This window comes from Paenibacillus sp. N119s, assembly GCF_059447605.1.
Genome location: NZ_JCAJRU010000076.1, coordinates 1 through 19,790 on the forward strand (window position 1 = coordinate 1; position 19,790 = coordinate 19,790).

Here is a 19,790-nt window from a genome sequence, read left to right on the forward strand (position 1 = left end):
TGATGATCAAGTGGAGGTATCAATTGCCTCGTTTAAGCGTATGCTTGAATTGGATGCTGAGTTGGAAAATGTGCCTGTAAAGGAGACCCTCAACAATCCGGTCCTTGATCCTGTGAAAGGATGAGTGAATGATGTACAGACACGCCGTTATTTTCTGGCTTACCCTTGCTTTAGGCGCATATGGCATTGTAGATATGCTATGGAAAGGTAGCTGGGGCTTTCTTATGAGTTTACTAATCCCGGTCTTTGTGTTTGCAGTTATATTTCTGCTGTACAAATACCAGCCAGGACAACGCAACCGAACTCCAAAAATTAAACCTTCTGTGCGCACGATGACCAAAACAGCCAGTGCACGTAAGCAGCAGACTACAAACAAACGCAAAACATATCCTTTTCATGTGATTGAAGGGTCCAAGGGTAAAAATGAAGAGGAACAGCCAAAGTACCATTAATAATCATTTCCTTTAAAATGTAGCACAAAGGAGCCATCACCCGTGTTTTGAAAATGAACGGGAATAGGCTCCTTTTTTCTTTTTTAAACTCAACTCTAACCTCCAGTAAATGGTATCTACTTCATGGCATACATGGTATCTTTCATCAATTGATACTTACTATACTGCTGCTGGTAAGAAGTGATGCTCCATTTGTGGAAAAAAGCTTCTCCTGCCTGCATACCTGAAGCGTATAACAAATCACTTTGTTCGGGTGAAATGCTGAATTGTGCTGTTCGGATACCCAAAGTTGGAATTTTAATGGTCCGATATCGATTCTCCTGCTCAATATACCTTTCATCATGTGCCGATAGCATTGTATCAAAAATAGCCTGTAGCATAGTCAGTGGGCCCCGTATATAAGAAACCTTCGTCTCCGTCCCTGTTTTGCCCACCATTTGAAAACCTACCGTTGGAATGGTTTTGGCCTCACGTTCATTTACAGGCTCATCAAAAAGCCACAAAGGCAAGTTACTAAGCAAGGCCCCATCAACAACAAATACAAATTGCTGGGAAAAGGTTTTTCCCTTAGCAAGTGCAGAATCAAGTCTTAACATAACAGGATCAAAAAAATAAGGGATGCTGGTGCTCATCCGAATGGCCTTGGCTACCTCCAGTGAAGAAGGATTAATACCAAAACGTTTGATGTCCTCAGGGAGCACCAAAATGCGGCCATTCGTAATATCTGATGCAATAATGCGCAGCTTGCCAGGAGGTAAATCCGCGAATGTACGCACTCCCTTAGCTCGTAACAACTCACGCACCCAATGCTCCAGTGCCTCCCCTGAGTAGAGCCCTTTTTTAAGAAAGATACGTGCTGCTGGGCCAACCCACTTAATGTTGAATACTGGAGAACGCCGCAACAACTTGACCAAGGGGGTTTTCTCAATTACGGCTTTCATTTCATCTGCCGTATATCCCGCAGCCAATAAAGCGGCTACAATAGCACCTGATGATGTACCTGCCAAACGATTGAATACAATATCATGCTCCTCCGCAGCCTTAACTGCACCCGCCAGCGAAATTCCCTTAACCCCTCCACCCTGGAACACAGCATTGATCAGCATAGATCAAAAAACCTCCGTTCTCTTGGGAGTAAGCAGTTCTACTGCTTATGTATGAGAACGGAGGTCCATATAGAACCTAAATGATCCAATTTATATCATAATTGATAATAATTTTGAAGAAGTTGAATGAGTCCGTATGGATTTTTGCGCAAATGCTGTGCACTAAAATAAATATCCCCTTTAACCTGCTTATAATTCTCGTTTAGTTCAAGCTGCTTAATTAGCTCTTGCGCTGATTGCCATCCTTTTTCAGGAGTACCGATTTTATAAGGTGAATGACCGATATATAGCTTAACATCTGAATTTTTGACCTCATTAGACCACCATGCGACGAGCTTGTCATATCCAGCTGCCGGGAAACCGATACTCCAGTAAATTTGTGGAGCTACATAATCAATCCATCCTTTGTTAATCCAGGTTCTTACATCCGCAAATGTCGTATCATAAGCTGTAACGCCTGCCTTGGTGTCTGAACCCGTCAAGTCCTGAGACTTGTTGCGCCATACCCCAAAAGGACTGATCCCGAATTGAACTTTTGACTTGCTGGCATGAATACTTTTGCCCAAATCGCGAACAAAACTATTCACATTATCTCTCCGCCAGTCACCCTTGTTAGAGATTTTGTTGGCATTATATGTTTTAAAGGTCGCATCATCATCAAAAGTCCCGCTGTAAGGATAAAAATAATCGTCCAAATGGACACCGTCAATATCATATCCGTTTACGACTTCCATAATCGCATCAATGACATGCTGACGTGCAGCCGGGATTCCTGGGTTAATGTACAACTGGCTACCATTCTTAACAATCCAATCCGGGTGTTGATTAGCCACATGATTAGCTGCTAAACCGCTAGTTGTTCCTGTAGAATTAGCACGGAAAGGATTAAACCAGGCATGGAATTCCATCCCCCGCTTATGTGATTCACTAATCATAAATTTCAAGGGATCATAGCCTGGATTCTTGCCTTGGGTATTGGTCAAATACTTGCTCCACGGCACAAGGTCAGACGGATAGAGCGCATCACCACTGGCACGAACCTGAACGAATACTGCATTAATTCCCATGCCTTGCAAATCATCAAGCATTTTTGTAAATTCCTGCTTTTGCTTCTCCGAGCTGCTTCGAGCAGCAGAAGAAGGCCAATCTCCATTTATAGTGGAAATCCATGCTCCGCGCATAGAAGTTGTAGCCTTTACCTGAGTCATATTCCCCTGGGAGGAACTTGAACTGTCCTCCTTAGTAGAGGTGGACGGTGTGTTGACAACGTCCTGTTCATCATTGGCTTGGGCTCCCTGATCTGTACTTACACTCCTCTGGTTGCCAGATGCTGACGAATTAGATGTTGAGCTACTGCTTCCCACAGAAGAAGTGTTCCCACTAGTAGAGGTACCTTCTTTACCACTGCTTAGCGTAATGACCCGTTCCGAGGCTTTCCAGTCTACTTTTAAGCCCAACTCTTCGCCAACAAAACGCAGTGGCACCATGACTCGCCTACTTAACATGCGTGCAGATGCATCCAATCGAACCGACTTCCCGTTCACAGTAGCGCTTTGTGCACCATTTTCCATAGATATATTTTTGTTTTGTGCTGTAATCGTTACCGTACCGGATGATGCCGACCAGTTGACCTGAGCGCCTAATCCCTCACTAATTACTCGCAAAGGGACCATTGTGACATTCGCTCCCTGCACAATATATGGTGACGCATCACTTTGCAGGGTTTGTCCGTCCAATATAATCTCAATTTCGCCAGTTGGTGCTGCTTGAACTCCAGGCACAATGGCAGTCTGTACTGCTAAGAGCAGGCCCGCAGCCATGAGCCCTATTTTCTTCCGTTTCATATCTTTTATAATCCTCCACTAACCCTGTTAATTTTAACCCCTATCTTGTCCTGCTATATAATGGATAGACGCTAATAACCGGGTTTTGTTGCGGTCAGGACAAATAAAAAAAGCATCGTCCATAAGGACTGATGCTTTTAGGAATCCCCACTCAATTCCTTGTGTATGTCATGAAGCTGGCGCAAGCGATCTTCATCTCGGCGGAAATATTCCACCAATGTCTCGATACGGGTAATGGAATCCCAGCTCAAATGGTGTTCAATACCCTCCACATCTTTATATATCAGGTCCTTGTCAACCCCAATCATATCCAGAAATTGCTCTAGCAACTGGTGGCGATCAACCAACCGTTTTCCGACCTTTTTCCCTTTCGGTGTTAAAATCAGTCCCCGATACTTCTCATATACAAGATAATCGTCCTTATCCAACTTCTGAATCATCTTGGTGACGGACGAAGGGTGCACCTCCAAACCCTCTGCGATATCCGAGACACGAGCATATCCCTTCTCATCGATCAGTTGGTAAATGCGCTCCAAATAATCTTCCATGCTTGGCGTTGGCACTTGTTTCCCTCTTTTCTGTTATTGAACGGGCGCTTACCGCCTTCATTTCCTGCATTAAACCTACTATGTAATGATACATGTTATCATCGCTTATTGGCAAGTCTCGTCCCTTCACTCACATCTATTGCCACGATTTGTTCAATTTAAGCCGGGGATACTAATATTGTCGCCCTTGTATCGTTGATTTCTGCGGAGATGCGTTAGCGTTGGACACCAGAGCACAGAGTATTTATTTCGAAAGGAGCGTTAGCCATGTCTACGCTTGAGCGTACTCCTGTCCAAACCAGAGGAACCAAGCCATTTATGCCTGATCTGGTGTTTTTTGAGCCAGACGCACTGAATTATCCCAAAGGCCAGCGTATTATGGATTGGGTCAAAGCCAAGGATATTCCGTATCGGATGACTACCTCTCACAACCGAATTACCAATTTACCAGGTGAAACTGAGGTTGAAAAGTACAGAATGGCAAAAAAGACACTGGTTGTCGGTATCCGTAAAACATTAACTTTTGACCAATCCAAGCCCTCCGCCGAATATGCCATTCCTATTTCGACCGGTTGCATGGGGCACTGTCACTATTGCTATTTACAGACAACCTTGGGGGCAAAGCCGTATATTCGCATATATGTCAACACTGACGATATCATATCAGCAGCTAAAACCTATATTGAGGAGCGCAAGCCTGAAATTACTCGGTTTGAAGCAGCTTGTACCTCCGATCCAGTTGGTTTGGAGCATATCACCGGATCGCTTGGAGACTTGATTCGTTTCATGGCAGATGAGGAATTTGGCCGACTTCGTTTTGTGACTAAATATCATCATGTCGATCCATTGCTGGATATTAAACATAATGGTCATACCCGCATCCGCTTTAGCATTAATTCCGATTATGTTATCAAACAGTTTGAACCTGCAACTTCACGCTTCGAGGAACGTATCGAAGCAGCAGGCAAAATTGCACGGGCTGGTTATCCGCTGGGATTCATCATTGCTCCTATCATTTGGTATGACGGCTGGGAAAAAGGTTACGGAGAGTTACTGCGTAGATTGGGAGAAACCTTGCCCCAGCATGCTACGAAGGATCTGACATTCGAACTAATTCAGCATCGCTTCACCAAAACATCCAAAGCTGTTATCGAGAAACGTTACCCAAAAACCAAACTAGAGATGGACATAGAGAAACGAAAGAAAAAATGGGGCCGCTGGGGCCAAAATAAATATGTTTATCCTGATGAACAACAAAATGCATTGCGGGAGTTTATTACAGAACGCATTTTTGAACATTTCCCTTTAAGTCGTATTGAATATTTCACATAACCAGCATCCAATCGGGGGTAATCCGTTGTAAATAAAGCGTTACATCTGTCATATGATCTGTTACCAGCAAAACGCCAGTGGTTACAAGCAGCAGACCACCTATTTGGATAAGGATGGAAGTATAACGGGAGGATAACCTAACACTGCCTGCCAGCAAAGCTAAGGCAAAAAATGGAATCGCAAAACCAAGCGCGTAGCCAGTAATCAACTTGAACCAAATGTGATGCTCTACTGCCGCCAAAGCGATAATAGCTGTTAGCATAGGACCGATACAAGGCGACCAGCCTGCCGCGAACCCAATTCCGATTACAAAGGAACCAGCGTATCCGGCAGGTTTCCATGTCCAGCGCAGTTTATGCTCTCTCATTAGAAACAATGGACGCACGAAACCAAGAGATATCAGACCCATGAGTATAATAAGCAGCCCCGCTACAACTCTTAGCATATCCCCATAATTGGCAAACCATTCTCCAAGCAGCCCGACACTTGCCCCTAGTGAGTAGAAAACAACCGAAAAGCCTAATACAAAAGCAAGTGTATGTCCCATCGTCCGATAGCGCACCTCCGCCTTGTGGCGCCCTTCAGCCAGTTCACGCGCTGACATCCCTGTAATATACGATAAATATGATGGATATAGTGGTAAGCAGCACGGTGAAAAAAAAGAAACTAGCCCAGCAACGATGGCCAACCCTGCGTTGACATCTGACATCATTATTTCCTCCCACCTGTCTTAGTGAACACGCAGATACAAGCCCTACCTACTAAAACATACGTATAGGCAGAGAAAAATATGATGCAAGCCAAAAAGCGTATGCCTGGGGATGATACCCAAACATACGCTCATTACATTTTTTATTGCATACTCTCTTACTTTACAATAGCGCCATTTGGCATACCATCCGGTACAGTAGCTAATGTAAGCTGATCCCCATGTGATGCTGCCAAAATCATACCCTGCGACAGCTCACCACGAAGTTTTACTGGCTTAAGATTTGTGACACAGATCACCTTGCGTCCAATCATATCTTCAGGTGTATAAAACTTCGCGATTCCCGATACCACCTGCCGTTGTTCATAACCAAGATCAAGCTGGAGCTTCAACAGTTTGTCAGCCTTCTTCACAGGCTCACAGGCGACAACCTGAGCAACGCGGAGTTCTACCTTGGCAAAATCCCCAATGCCAATCTCTTCCTTCGCCTCAGGTGCTTCTTGGCTCGCCTCAGAGGCATTCTGCGGTTGAGCTTGTGTCGCACCTTCCTCCGGTTTCTTACCTCCTGTCATTGCTTCCACGATAAAAGCAACTTCTTGCTCCGAATCCAGACGCGGGAAGATTGGATTCCCTTTAACCAGCTGTGTTCCTTCCGGGATACGTCCAAACTGCTTTCCGCTATCCCATGTAGTCAGCTCCCCTTGACGAATACCAAGCTGTTCCCAAATCTGGTGAGGTGCACGCGTCAAGAAAGGCTGAAGTAAAATGGAAGCAATACGCAAGCTTTCTACCAAATGCACCATAACAGAAGCCAATTCGCGACGTTTTGCCTCATCCTTAACCAGATTCCATGGCTGAGTCTCATCAATATACTTGTTGCTGCGGCTAATAAATTGGCTAATCGCCGTTAAAGCTACGGAAAATTCCATGTTCTCCATAGCTTCTTCTACTTTGCTATAAGTCGATGTAGCCATGTCTACCAAAGCTGCGTCGAACGAAGTTACATTGGCTTCATAAGCGGGAACTTTGCCATCAAAATATTTGTCTACCATCGCTACGGTTCGATTCAACAAGTTGCCTAGATCATTGGCCAAATCCGAATTAACACGATCTACAAAACTTTCAGGTGTAAATGTTCCGTCTGCTCCAAAAGGCACCTCGCGCAGCAAGTAGTACCGAAGTTGATCCAAACCATAACGGTCAATCAAAGTTACTGGATCTACCACATTGCCTTTAGATTTCGACATTTTTCCATCTTTCATGAGTAACCAGCCATGTGCAAATACTTTTTTAGGCAACGGAAGATCCAGTGCCATTAGCATGATCGGCCAATATATCGTGTGGAAACGTACAATCTCTTTACCTACGATATGCACATTCGCTGGCCAGAATTTGTCGTACAGCTCGGTATTGGAAGAGCCATAGCCCAAGGCTGTGATATAATTGGAAAGTGCGTCAATCCACACGTATACGACATGCTTCGGGTCCCCTTTGACCTTAACACCCCATTCAAAAGTGGTACGGGAAACAGCCAGATCCTCTAGCCCTGGCTTGATGAAGTTGTTAATCATTTCTTTTTTCCGGGATTCCGGTTGGATAAACTGCGGGTTCTCTTCATAAAATTGCAGCAACCGATCAGCATACTTGCTCATGCGGAAAAAGTAACTCTCTTCCTTGACCAGTTCAACAGGGTGTCCACTATCCGGGCTCTTACCTCCAATCACATGGCCTTCAGCATCCTTCACTACATCAACGAGCTGAGTTTCTGTATAGTAAGTCTCATCAGGAATGCTGTACCAACCTTCGTATTCTCCCTTATAGATATCCCCTTGTTTTAACAAACGATCAAAGATTTCTTGTACGACAGCCTTATGACGCTCCTCCGTAGTACGGATAAAATCGTCATTTGAGATGTCGAGCTTCCGCCACAGATCTTGGATACCTGCCACAATATCATCTACGAAACGTTGCGGCGTTTTGCCAGCTGCATTTGCTTTCTGCTCAATCTTCTGACCATGCTCGTCCGTTCCTGTCAAATAACGAACCTCATAACCCCGTAGCCGCTTGTAGCGAGCCATTGCATCCCCCGCTACAGTTGTGTAGGCATGACCAATATGGAGCTTGTCACTGGGATAATAGATTGGTGTTGTAATGTAAAATGTGTTCTCTCTAGACATATGTGTTCCTCCTGTTTTGTTCATAGCAGCAAAAGATCTATTGCCATGATAAGTACTCCAATTCATGAATTCGACACAATTGGGCACAAAAAAGACCCCCGCCCCTATGGGACGAGAGTCACCTCACGCGTTACCACCCAAATTCCCTGTACCCTCACGGAATACAAGCTTCACCAGTCACTTCTGACCGCCCATTAACGCTGGATCACGCCTCCTCCTTACGATTGCCTCTTAAGCACAGCCTAACTGTGGCAATAACGCTCGAAAAAGGTTCCTCCAGGACCATATTCAGGCTTCACTCCAGACCGGTTCTCAGCTCACTCCGGCTCTCTGCACTGGACGATTTACCCTACTCATCCCTTCACAGGAAAACAATATTAACCAAAATATAACCAAATCGGCGTAGTGCTGTCAAGTCAGACCCTTCTCGGTATGGATAGGCACACGATCTTTGTCAGATTGAGCAATCCCTTTTTGGGCAGGAGGGACCAGATCTACGCCACCTGGATGAAATGGATGACATTTAGCTATCCGCTTTGCAGCCAGCCATGAGCCTCTGAGTGCACCATGTACTTCTACCGCCTCCAGCGCGTACGCCGAACACGTTGGATAAAACCTGCAGGTAGCCGGCTTTAATGGTGAAATGTAAGCACGATAAAACTGAATCGGGGCCTGTACCACTCTGCGTGTGGTGATTTTCATTTTTAGTAGCCTCCGTGGCTGTGAGTGTGACTGCTCGTCTGTCTGAATCCCCCATCCGACTTGCTCTCAGTATGCCCAATCTTCTGTTGGCAATCTTTACAATAACCAAAAATTTCAAATTTATGCTCGACGATTTGGAATTGATCTGTCGGATCTGTCATTTGCATTGGACAAAAAGAAATCGGTAATGTTTTCTGACAGCTCAAGCAAATCATATGATGATGATGATGATGTTCATTACAGCTCACCTTGAACTTCATTCCATCCTCAAAAGATACCTGCTCCAGCACACCCAAATCCTGCATTACACGCAGATTGCGATAAACTGTGTCAAAGCTAAGTCCGCTGTATTTCTTACCCATATATTCATAAACGTCTTTGGGGGACAGATACCCTTCATTCTCGGAAAATAACGTGGCCAACGTCTTGCGCTGATCTGTAATACGCAACCCTTGGGCGGACATCGTTGCGATAATCTCATCCTTTGTCAGCATGCGTTTCACCCTCCCCTGTCTATAGTTTCAGGTTTTCTGATGCAGGCTTAGGCTTGCATCTATTCATTATACCACGATTAAAGTCAATATTATAAGAGATATTCGCACTACTCATAAGAAAAAGACGTTCTCCAGTGCTGCAACTAAGTTCGCAACAGGAGAACGTCTATATTCTGTAATGACATCGACTTTTAAAACGGTGAATGATGAGACTCAAAATGGTCTAAGCCGGTAAAAAACACCGATTATTTCAAATTAATTTTTAATAGCTGGCATAGGCATAACTACTATAGAAACCGGCAGATTACTACCAGCAGCTGCAGTGAAATACATTTCTACACTTTCTTCAATATGACCTGTGCGATACAGTACACTCATTTCATTTGGTGCTTGCACAGAACCATTGGTTGGAATTCCCACAACTTGATTGTTCACCATCGCATAGCCGGAATATTCGCCTCCACGTGGGTTAAATGTAATCAGTGAATACGGCGCTACATGGTCCAATTTAACTTTATACACGACACCAAAGTTACCGGCATTGGAAGCAGAAGAGCCGTCCAGACCGTCGGTACCAATCAGGTTCGGGTCTACCTTATTATCACCTAGAACGATACGTTGGGCTGTTTTCCCAACCTCTTCGGTATAATTAAGCGAGATATCTGAATTCGCGTATGTTCCACGGTTATGAATACCGTCCTTAGGCAGTTTTGCCAGTGTAGGCAGTACAGTCATTGGATCTGCATTTGCATCCACCATGATGACCGTATACTGGATTGGTTGATCCGTATACAGATCGGACAAGAGAGAAATGACTTGTTTTGGTTTCATTTTTTGAGCGTTCAAATCCTGTAAAATAATACGACTTTCGCCCGGATTCAGAACTGTGCTGGAACGTTTGTTTCCATCTATCATAGACTGAAAATATTTTTGAATTGAAACTTTACCCGCAGCCGTTGCAAATTCAGATGGACCAGCAAAACCAGAATTTTCGACGTTTATATTGGTTGGAGTGACATTGTTATTCGTCGCAATCACGTACATCTTCACATCTCGGCCCGTTTCATTAACATGATGGACGAGTATACGCGTGCTGCCTGAGCCGGTTTCCTGATACACGATACCATCCTGGAACACACGCTCTGGGCTGTTAGCACGAATCAGAAGACGTGGTGAAGATGTACTGGTCAAAGGAATAGTAGCCATAGTAGGCACCTGGCTGCCATCTACACTGTATTTATCGCCATATGGCGTAAAAATTTTGTTGAAATCATCTTCGTTGTACAGCAGTTCATTCGTAATTTTAATTGTTTGATTTATGCTATTTGTTGCGCCGTGCTTATCAGTTACGGTCAGGGTAATTGTTACATCTCCTGGTTGGAAGAAAGCAAGTTTCTTATTCACCCAATCGCGCTTAGTAATAGCATTCTCATCATCAGTACTCAGGTCGGTAATAGTGATTTTTTCACCCATCTTGTACTCTTTTTTATCCGTTGTAAACAGAGCCACTGGCGGCTGGTTTGGTGGTCTTACTGTAATTATTACTGAGTAAGGATCACTCCAGTTCCCAGCAGAGTCAAGAACGGAATAGGTAACTACATATGTACCCGGCTCCTGAAATACGTCCTGCTTCCCTTCCCAACGTTGATTCACAATCGGAAGACCTGTAGGAGAAGATTCCTTGGTCAAATACGTAACTTGGGTTTCACCCGCATAAATATCCTTTTGTTGAACCGTAAAAGAAGCTTTTGGTTTCTGATTCAAATCCATGATAACTTGTTTAGTCGTATTATTCACAGTATAAGGAATATTTAAGGCCTGTGTAATCGAGGTCAACGGCACCATAAATACGTTCTTTTGCTGGAAAGCCGGTCCCTTCATTTGTCTAGCTTCACCATTAACCGTATAAACCTTGCTGTCTGTTTTGAAGCGCAGAACATTTGTTCCTTGAGTGATTACAGTTTCTTTGGTGGCTGTGTCATAACTAAACTGCAATCCGACACGGCTGACAAGAGAACGAATAGCTACATAGGAAACCCCGTCCTTGACGGTCATCGGCTGAGTTGCCGTATATACCTGTCCGTTTTGTTCCATTTTAGCACTGTTCAAATACAAAATCAGTTGATTCGCATTCATGGAAGTAGGAGCTCCACCAGGATTGGTGATTGTTCCGTCCCCACTGTATACATCATTGGTTACGTTCGATCCGTTAGTGGTATCTGTAGGCAGACCAGTCATTGGATCATTGGATACACCTGTGTTACCAGATGTTACAGTATTATTGGTTGTGCTTGTTCCACCTTGATCTCCAGTACTATTCTGACCGCCGGAATCAGCAACATTGGTCTGAGCCTGCTGTGCGTTAACCGAATCGGTGGATTGAACGGTTGTTGATGCTGCTTCTGCTCCTACAGGGGCTACTGCGGCCACCTGAGCTACCGCCAGGGCGGTGAGCATGGTCCATTTCTTGAAATTCATTGTCTGTCTCCTTCTATCCCCAAATTATTATCATTCCCGTGAAAAGTCATACTATTAGACGCGACAGTTGCTAAAAAGTTTCAGGAAATTTTGACGATCATGAAAAAAAGGGAACTTTCTCCTGTGACTGCAAAAATTCAACAACAAAAAAACCGCCGACCATCTGATCTGATGTGGCGGCGGCTTCACAATCTGAAAGTAGTTCTGACCCATTTACATTTTGATGGACGTTAGGTAGCATTTGTTCCTGCAGTCTCTAGACGACCTTCCTCAATAAGTCGGTAAGCACGTTGAACTTCTTCATCTGTTGGAGACGGAACTCCCTCCAGCGGATATGCCTTACCGAGCATTTCCCATTTATAAACACCCATTTGATGGTAAGGTAAAATTTCGAATTTCTCGACTCCGTTCAACGTTCCAATGAACCGTCCCAAATTGAGTAGATCTTGCTCGTCGTCATGAATACCTGGTACAAATACGTGTCTAATCCACATTTTGCGCCCTTGCTCCGACAACCAGCGAGCCGTACTTAGCATACGGTCGTTGGATTTGCCTGTAAGCTTAATATGCTTATCGTTATCGATGTGCTTAATATCCAGTAACACCAAATCAGTTACATCCAGTAGATCATGGATACGGGCCGCATCATTAAAGCCGTTACTGTCCAATGTCGTGTGCAAATTCCAGCGACGCTTCACTTCCCTGAACAGCTCTGCTACAAAATGAGCTTGCAGTGTCGGTTCTCCACCGGATACGGTTAATCCGCCTCCCGAAGAGCGGTAATAGGCTAAATACGGCTCAATCTCAGCCAATACCTCTTCTAGCGTCATCGGATTACCTTCATTCAAGGCCCAAGTGTCTGGATTATGACAATATTGACATTTCAACAAGCATCCTTGCATAAAGAGCACGAAGCGGATGCCGGGACCATCGACGGTCCCGAAGGTTTCCAATGAGTGTATGTGACCTTTCAACATGTTGTATCATCCTTCCCGCATCCGCTATGCGTGCGTCATTGTAATATTGGGTATTGTAAAACCTGTTTACATTGTACCGTGGAAAGTACGGTTAATAACATCCATTTGTTGCTCACGAGTCAGCTTAATAAAGTTAACGGCATAGCCAGAAACACGAATCGTAAGTTGTGGATAGTTTTCTGGGTGTTCCATTGCATCCAATAGTTGTTCACGAGCAAACACATTGACATTCAGATGATGTGCGTGGCTTCCAAAGTAGCCATCCATCATTGAAACAAGGTTTGTTTTGCGTGTTTCTTCTTCTTTCCCCAATGCTTTAGGCACAATGGAGAAGGTGTTCGAAATACCATCCAAGCTGTGTTCATATGGCAATTTGGCTACGGAACTCAGAGATGCCAAAGCGCCTTTTTTATCACGACCATGCATTGGGTTTGCGCCCGGTGCAAACGGTTCGCCTGCTTTACGTCCATCAGGTGTTGTACCTGTTTTCTTACCGTACACCACGTTGGAAGTAATGGTCAGTACGGATTGAGTAGGAACCGCATTACGATAAGCTTTATGTTTGCGAATCATGCTCATGAAAGTTTCTACCAATTCTACAGCGATAGTATCTACGCGGTCATCGTTGTTACCGTAGCAAGGATATTCGCCTTCGATTTCAAAGTCGACAGCAATTCCTTTTTCGTTACGGATTGGTTTAACTTTTGCATATTTAATGGCACTCAAGGAGTCAGTTGCAACTGATAGACCCGCAATACCACAAGCCATGGTACGAAGAATATCACGGTCATGCAACGCCATTTCAATGCGTTCGTAGCTATATTTATCATGCATATAGTGAATAACGTTCAAAGTGTTCATGTACAGTTTTGCCAGCCATTCCATCATAGGTTTGAAACGGCTCAACACTTCTTCGTAGTCCAGCACTTCGCTTGTAATAGCAGGGAACTCAGGTCCTACTTGAACGCCGGATTTTTCATCCTTACCGCCATTAATAGCGTACAACAGAGCTTTTGCCAAGTTGGCACGAGCACCAAAGAATTGCATTTGTTTACCGATTCTCATGGCAGATACACAGCAAGCAATACCATAATCATCGCCATAGATTGGACGCATCAGATCGTCATTTTCATATTGAATGGAGCTAGTTTCAATAGAAACTTTTGCACAATATTTCTTAAAGCCCTCAGGCAACTTTTCTGACCACAGTACAGTCAAGTTAGGTTCTGGAGCAGGCCCTAAGTTGTACAGTGTGTGTAAGAAGCGGAAGCTGTTTTTGGTAACACGAGTTTCTCCAGTGACAGACATACCACCGATGGATTCTGTTACCCAAGTTGGGTCACCACTGAACAGTTCGTTGTAATCAGGTGTACGCAGGAACTTAACAATACGCAGTTTCATAACAAAATGGTCGACCAGTTCCTGAGCTTGTTCTTCGTTCAGTGCACCTTCCTCAAGATCACGTTGTGTATAAATATCAAGGAATGAAGATACACGTCCCAAGGACATTGCTGCACCGTTTTGCTCTTTAATCGCTGCCAGATATCCGAAATATACCCATTGGAAAGCTTCTTTTGCATTGTTAGCTGGTTTGGAGATATCGAAACCATGCTCAGCAGCCATTTGTTTCAATTCATTCAAAGCACGAATTTGTTCGGAAATTTCCTCACGCAGACGAATTACGTCTTCTTCCATGGAGTCAACTTCAAGGCTTTTCAATTGAAGTTTTTTATCTTGGATCAAGAAGTCTGCACCATACAGAGCAACACGACGATAGTCACCGATGATACGACCACGACCGTATGCATCTGGCAGACCAGTAATGATACCAGCTCTACGAGCTGCTCTCATTTCATCTGTATAAGCGTCAAATACACCTTGGTTGTGCGTTTTACGAATATGAGTGAAGATGTCTACAATGCTTTGTGGCACTTCAAAACCATAGGCTTTGCAAGCATCGATCATCATCCGGATTCCACCGAACGGTTGCAAAGAACGTTTGAATGGAGCATCTGTTTGTACACCGACAATTTGTTCTTTGTCCTTGTCCAAGTAGCCTGGTTTATGTGAAATAATGGTGGATGGCGTATTTACGTCTACATCAAGTACACCGCCGTTTGCCAACTCTTTTTTAGTAAGATCAGATACAATTTCCCACAGTGCAGTTGTGTTGGCAGTAGGACCAACCAAAAATTCTTCATTGCCAACATAAGGTGAGATATTGGTTTCAATAAAATCGTTGACGTTAACTTCTCTAGTCCATTTTCCTTTTTTAAAACCTCTCCAGCCAGATTGTTGCTCTTGTAATTCTCTCTCAATCACCGACATGTAAATCCCTCCAAATTGTTTGGTCTTCCGGACTTGTGATTTTTTTCACGTTTAAACTATTTCTTGAGCCCGGCCTTTTCACCGATGCCTTACGCTCAGTGTCGGGACCTTTCTTACACTCTTATTGTAGAATAATGATAGAGTGTAGTATGTGATAAAGATCACATTATGAGTGATTTTTATCACTTTATTTTCCCTAGCTTCACGCGTATATCTATAGCCTAGCCGTTCACCTCCCTTCCCAAACCAAGAGGCTCTCTATATAGAGAGCCTGCATCGGTTTTGTACGGGAAAACGCTCTGTTACAAGCCTCTTCTTACCTATTATATTATTGGTCGAATTACATTATTGGTCGAAGCGTCCGTAGAAGGCGTTGCGGTATACATCAGCCAATTCAGTAACCAGCGGCAGCTTTGGATTCGCAGTTGTACATTGATCCTCAAAAGCACGGTCAGCCAGATAATCTACACGTGATTCAAAATCTTTTGGATCGAAACCAAGTTGTTGGAACGATTCCTCGATACCGAGTGTTTTGTTCAACTTACGAATCGCATCAATCAGGCTGTTAACCCCTTCTTCAGTAGTACGTGCAGGCAGTCCCAGTATGCGTGCAATTTCTGCATAACGCTCATCTGCAACAAAGTGCGAATATTTAGGGAACGAAGCAAATTTTGTCGGTTTTTTCGCATTGTAGCGAATAACGTGTGGCAGCAAGATCGCATTTGTGCGACCGTGAGCCGTATGGTATTGTCCGCCCCACTTGTGTGCAAGACTGTGGTTAATACCCAAGAATGCATTAGCAAACGCCATACCTGCGAGTGTGGAAGCATTATGCATTTTTTCGCGAGCCAACTTGTCGCCGACCAGAGCCGATTGCTCCAGGTACTGGAATACCAGTTGAATGGCTTTAATCGCCAGGCCGTCTGTGTAATCATTAGCCATTACAGACACGTAAGCCTCGATTGCATGTGTCAGAACGTCCATACCAGTATCTGCTACAGCTGTTTTAGGCAGCGAATATACAAATTCAGGGTCAATAATTGCCACATCAGGAGTCAACTCATAGTCAGCCAGTGGGTATTTGGTGTTGCCCAGGTTTTTGTCTGTAATTACTGCGAACGAAGTAACTTCCGAACCTGTACCCGAGGTTGTAGGGATGGCTACAAATTGTGCTTTTTGTCCCAGACGTGGGTACTTGTAAATCCGTTTACGGATATCCATGAATTTTTGTTTCAAGTTATTGAAATCAGTATCTGGATATTCATAGAACAACCACATGCCTTTAGCTGCATCCATTGGCGAACCGCCACCGAGTGCGATGATGCAATCCGGTTGGAAGCGTCTCATCATGTCAGTACCACGTTCTACGGTAACTGTCGATGGATCTGGTTCAACTTCAGAGAACACTTCAATCGCTACTGGTGTTTGACGCTGATGCAAATAATGAATAACGCGATCCACATATCCAAGTTTCACCATCATAGGGTCAGTAATAATGGCTACACGTGTGATATCAGGCATTTTAGCAAGATATTGTGTCGAATTTTTCTCAAAATAGATTTTGGAAGGTACTTTGAACCATTGCATATTCACCGTCCGTTTCGCCACCCTTTTCACATTAATCAAGTTAACTGCCGATACGTTCGACGAAGTCGAGTTACGACCGTACGAACCGCAACCAAGTGTCAACGAAGGAAGGTTGGTGTTGTAAATATCACCGATTGCACCGTGTGTGGAAGGTGCATTTACAATGATACGTCCTGTTTGCAGACGGTTTGCGAACCGAGCAATAACGTCCTCATCTTGCGAATGGATAGCTGACGAGTGACCCATACCGCCGAATTCTACGACTTCAGCAGCACGTTGGATACCTTGCTCTGCATTTTTTACTTTGTAGCAAGCCAATACTGGACTCAATTTTTCCGCAGACAATGGGTATTTGGTTCCTACCCCTTCAATCTCTGCGACCAAAATTTTTGTTCCTGCCGGTACTGTAATGCCGCTCATTTCAGCAATTTTCACAGCAGATTGTCCGACGATGGCCGGGTTCACTGCGCATTTTTCTACATTCATAGCTCCTTGAGTGAGCTTAGCTGCCTCTTCTTTATTTACAAAGTAGCAACCGTTAGCAATCATCATTTTTTTCACTTGCTCAAAGATTGGCTCTTCGATAATTACAGCTTGCTCCGAAGCACAGATCATACCGTTATCAAAAGATTTAGAAAGGATAAGATCGTTCACAGCTTGCTTGATGTCGGCTGTTTTTTCAATAAAGCAAGGTACGTTACCAGGACCTACGCCTAATGCAGGTTTACCACAACTATATGCTGCCTTAACCATGCCTGATCCACCAGTTGCCAAAATCAATGCTACATCAGGGTGGTTCATCAGTACATTTGTTTTATCCATCGAAGGTGCTTCAATCCATTGGATGCAATCAGCTGGAGCACCATGTTTAACAGCTGCTTCAAGCAGGATACGGGCTGCTTCCGCACTACACGATTGAGCAGATGGGTGGAAGCCGAAAATGATTGGGTTACGTGTTTTAATGGCAATTAACGCTTTGAACATTGTAGTCGAAGTCGGGTTTGTCACTGGAGTGATCCCCATGATGATGCCGACTGGCTCTGCAATCTTTTGGAAGCTATCGAAATCATTATCTTCAATGACACCAACAGTCTTCTCATTTTTGATGCTGTGATAGATATATTCTGTTGCAAACATGTTTTTGGTGATTTTGTCCTCGTACACACCGCGTCCTGTTTCTTCAACAGCCAGCTTCGCCAGATGCATATGTTTATCCATCCCTGCGAGTGCCATTGCTTGTACGATTTCGTCAATCTGTTCCTGATTCATACTCATGAAAGCTTGCTGTGCCCGGTTCGCCCGGTCAATCAGCGTTTGAATATACTGCTCTGCGCTTTGCTCTTTTTGGATAACCTCGTTTTTAACAGCCATTTCCCTCATCCTCCTGTTATCTCGTGTACTATCTCTTGTCTACGCACTGATCGTAACACAGCTTTCCAAGATATTTTGTGATTTTTTTCACAATCTATTTAAAATTTTATTTTATGACGTGAATTTAATCACAAAGTTTGGAATTCTGCCACTTTTCCCCCCTCTTCTTGCCCCAAAAACTCATTGCACAGGTATATAATGAATTTGAATTGATCAAGTTGCAGATAAAAAACATAGGATACAAAGGGGAAATGGACGATGAGAAACCCTACAAATGTAATGGAAGCCCGCGGCAACACCTGTTGCTTCTCGGAGGCCAGCTTCAACCGGTTGCAAGTGATGATGAAAGATCGAGTTATGCCAGAAAGCTCGCATTTGTTCTGGGAAGGAGATACAGCGGATAAGCTGTTTTATATTAAGCGCGGACGCGTAAAAGTAACCAAAACAACGGATGAGGGCAAGGAACTTATTCTATATATGTATCAAAGCGGCGATCTTGTGGGTCAAGCCGATCCATTTTTCGGTACCAAGCATTCTTTTTCTGCTGAGGTACTGGAGGATAGTGATATTGGCGTAATCGATCATACCGATTTGGAGCTGCTTATTTGTCAGCATTGTGATTTTGCGATTGACTTTATGAAATGGATGGGTTCGCATCACCGCATTACTCAGACCAAGTTCCGCGATTTGATGATGTACGGTAAGCCTGGCGCTCTATGCTCAACACTCATCCGACTATGCAATACCTATGGTGAGCCTCACGGCGACTATATCCTAATTCATAAAAAAATTACTCATACTGACTTATCTAATATGATTGGTGCTACTCGGGAAAGCGTAAATCGGATGCTCAGTGATCTGCGTAAGAAAAATGCAGTAGAGTACGATAATGGTATGATCGTTGTTAAGGATTTGGAAATGCTGCAAGGCGTCTGCCACTGTGAATTATGCCCACGTGAGATTTGCCGGATATAATAAAATCATTTTTTTATGTAAAAGGGAGTGTTATAAGCCTTTATTAGCTTATAACACTCCCTAAATTAATTCCACTCCCCCATTTTTAGAGAACTTCTTCTGCCCCGCACTCCTTAAAACTGCAAGCATAGATAACTTAAATTCCCCAGCTCATAGCTTCTACGGATAACCTTAGCTTTATTTGCAGGATTGCCACTCCACATTTGACAATACGCAGATTATGAACAATCACGCTACTGCCAATGACCAGAATATATTGTTCCCCCAACCCAAACAGTACTTCACCAAGGCAAACTGTGCTTAGGTCGAAGGTATGAATTTACGGAAATCAGAACTATCGGAATGTCTGCTTTAGAATACATACGATACAACAATGTCCACGAGCCATGATTCAGCCCCTCACCCGATCCGTTTGTACATCGATCCCTTTTTGCTCATATAACTTTTTTTAGTTTGTTAACTAGGGTCTGTACGCAAACCTATTTAAGCCATAAACGAATAGAAAGTAGCGTCAAAAAAGCCATGAACATGTTCGCTGTTTTTTCATAGCGAGTAGCCAGGCGTCGATAGTTTTTAACTTTGTTGAAAAAGCATTCAACTAAGTGTCGCTCTTTATACGTCTCCGAATCTAGCGACGCTTTACCCGCCGATTGCGTTTGCATGGGATCACCGGAGTAATGGATCGGCTTTGCAAAAGCTCTAAAATGGCA

14 protein-coding genes and 3 pseudogenes are annotated in these 19,790 nt (G+C 43.9%); 4 read left to right on the forward strand and 13 right to left on the reverse strand.

Going from position 1 to position 19,790, the window contains the following annotated elements; translation table 11 throughout:
- Positions 1-124 (forward strand): annotated as a pseudogene (locus AC5V8P_RS11115) (DUF1385 domain-containing protein); the annotation flags it as partial.
- Positions 125-131: 7 nt separating this feature from the next.
- Positions 132-452: a hypothetical protein gene (locus AC5V8P_RS11120; RefSeq protein ID WP_064796340.1), complete on the forward strand. Its 321-nt coding sequence runs from the start codon at positions 132-134 to the stop codon at positions 450-452.
- A gap of 116 nt (positions 453-568) precedes the next feature.
- On the opposite strand, the gene AC5V8P_RS11125 is transcribed toward AC5V8P_RS11120, so the two are convergent.
- From AC5V8P_RS11125 to mntR, 3 genes are all read right to left on the reverse strand, one after another.
- Positions 569-1,558 (reverse strand): patatin-like phospholipase family protein, encoded by a 990-nt coding sequence (locus AC5V8P_RS11125; RefSeq protein ID WP_063213582.1) that lies wholly within the window; start codon positions 1,556-1,558, stop codon positions 569-571.
- A gap of 95 nt (positions 1,559-1,653) precedes the next feature.
- Positions 1,654-3,402: a family 10 glycosylhydrolase gene (locus AC5V8P_RS11130; RefSeq protein WP_063213583.1), complete on the reverse strand. Its 1,749-nt coding sequence runs from the start codon at positions 3,400-3,402 to the stop codon at positions 1,654-1,656.
- Between the two features lie 137 nt (positions 3,403-3,539).
- Positions 3,540-3,965 (reverse strand): transcriptional regulator MntR, encoded by a 426-nt coding sequence (mntR, locus tag AC5V8P_RS11135; protein ID WP_007430946.1) that lies wholly within the window; start codon positions 3,963-3,965, stop codon positions 3,540-3,542.
- 252 nt (positions 3,966-4,217) lie between these two features.
- Here mntR and splB point away from each other — a divergent pair, with 252 nt between their 5' ends.
- Positions 4,218-5,282 (forward strand): spore photoproduct lyase, encoded by a 1,065-nt coding sequence (gene splB, locus AC5V8P_RS11140; protein ID WP_064796339.1) that lies wholly within the window; start codon positions 4,218-4,220, stop codon positions 5,280-5,282.
- On the opposite strand, the gene AC5V8P_RS11145 is transcribed toward splB, so the two are convergent.
- From AC5V8P_RS11145 to adhE, 8 genes are all read right to left on the reverse strand, one after another.
- On the reverse strand, positions 5,275-5,991 hold the full coding sequence (locus AC5V8P_RS11145; protein ID WP_064796338.1) for a cytochrome c biogenesis CcdA family protein: 717 nt from the start codon (positions 5,989-5,991) through the stop codon (positions 5,275-5,277). The genes splB and AC5V8P_RS11145 overlap by 8 nt on opposite strands.
- A 158-nt stretch (positions 5,992-6,149) precedes the next feature.
- Complete coding sequence (gene metG, locus AC5V8P_RS11150; RefSeq protein WP_064796337.1) at positions 6,150-8,168, reverse strand: methionine--tRNA ligase; 2,019 nt, start codon at positions 8,166-8,168, stop codon at positions 6,150-6,152.
- Positions 8,169-8,579: 411 nt separating this feature from the next.
- Positions 8,580-8,870 carry a membrane protein insertion efficiency factor YidD gene (yidD, locus tag AC5V8P_RS11155; RefSeq protein ID WP_064796336.1) on the reverse strand — a complete coding sequence of 97 codons (291 nt, stop codon included), beginning with the start codon at positions 8,868-8,870 and terminating at the stop codon, positions 8,580-8,582.
- 2 nt (positions 8,871-8,872) lie between these two features.
- Complete coding sequence (locus AC5V8P_RS11160) at positions 8,873-9,364, reverse strand: Fur family transcriptional regulator (RefSeq protein ID WP_063213588.1); 492 nt, start codon at positions 9,362-9,364, stop codon at positions 8,873-8,875.
- A 255-nt stretch (positions 9,365-9,619) separates the two neighbouring features.
- Positions 9,620-11,842: a copper amine oxidase N-terminal domain-containing protein gene (locus AC5V8P_RS11165; protein ID WP_064796335.1), complete on the reverse strand. Its 2,223-nt coding sequence runs from the start codon at positions 11,840-11,842 to the stop codon at positions 9,620-9,622.
- A 230-nt stretch (positions 11,843-12,072) separates the two neighbouring features.
- Positions 12,073-12,819, reverse strand: a complete 747-nt coding sequence (pflA, locus tag AC5V8P_RS11170) for a pyruvate formate-lyase-activating protein (protein WP_063213590.1) — start codon at positions 12,817-12,819, stop codon at positions 12,073-12,075.
- A 66-nt stretch (positions 12,820-12,885) separates the two neighbouring features.
- Positions 12,886-15,147: a formate C-acetyltransferase gene (gene pflB, locus AC5V8P_RS11175; RefSeq protein ID WP_063213591.1), complete on the reverse strand. Its 2,262-nt coding sequence runs from the start codon at positions 15,145-15,147 to the stop codon at positions 12,886-12,888.
- Between the two features lie 345 nt (positions 15,148-15,492).
- On the reverse strand, positions 15,493-18,105 hold the full coding sequence (adhE, locus tag AC5V8P_RS11180) for a bifunctional acetaldehyde-CoA/alcohol dehydrogenase (RefSeq protein ID WP_064796334.1): 2,613 nt from the start codon (positions 18,103-18,105) through the stop codon (positions 15,493-15,495).
- A 258-nt stretch (positions 18,106-18,363) separates the two neighbouring features.
- Between adhE and AC5V8P_RS11185 the strand changes: the two genes are divergently transcribed.
- Positions 18,364-19,080 (forward strand): Crp/Fnr family transcriptional regulator, encoded by a 717-nt coding sequence (locus AC5V8P_RS11185; RefSeq protein ID WP_014599995.1) that lies wholly within the window; start codon positions 18,364-18,366, stop codon positions 19,078-19,080.
- Positions 19,081-19,193: 113 nt separating this feature from the next.
- On the opposite strand, the pseudogene AC5V8P_RS11190 reads toward AC5V8P_RS11185, so the two are convergent.
- Positions 19,194-19,478, reverse strand: a pseudogene (locus tag AC5V8P_RS11190) (dioxygenase); the annotation flags it as partial.
- Positions 19,479-19,559: 81 nt separating this feature from the next.
- Positions 19,560-19,790, reverse strand: a pseudogene (locus tag AC5V8P_RS11195) (IS5/IS1182 family transposase); the annotation flags it as partial.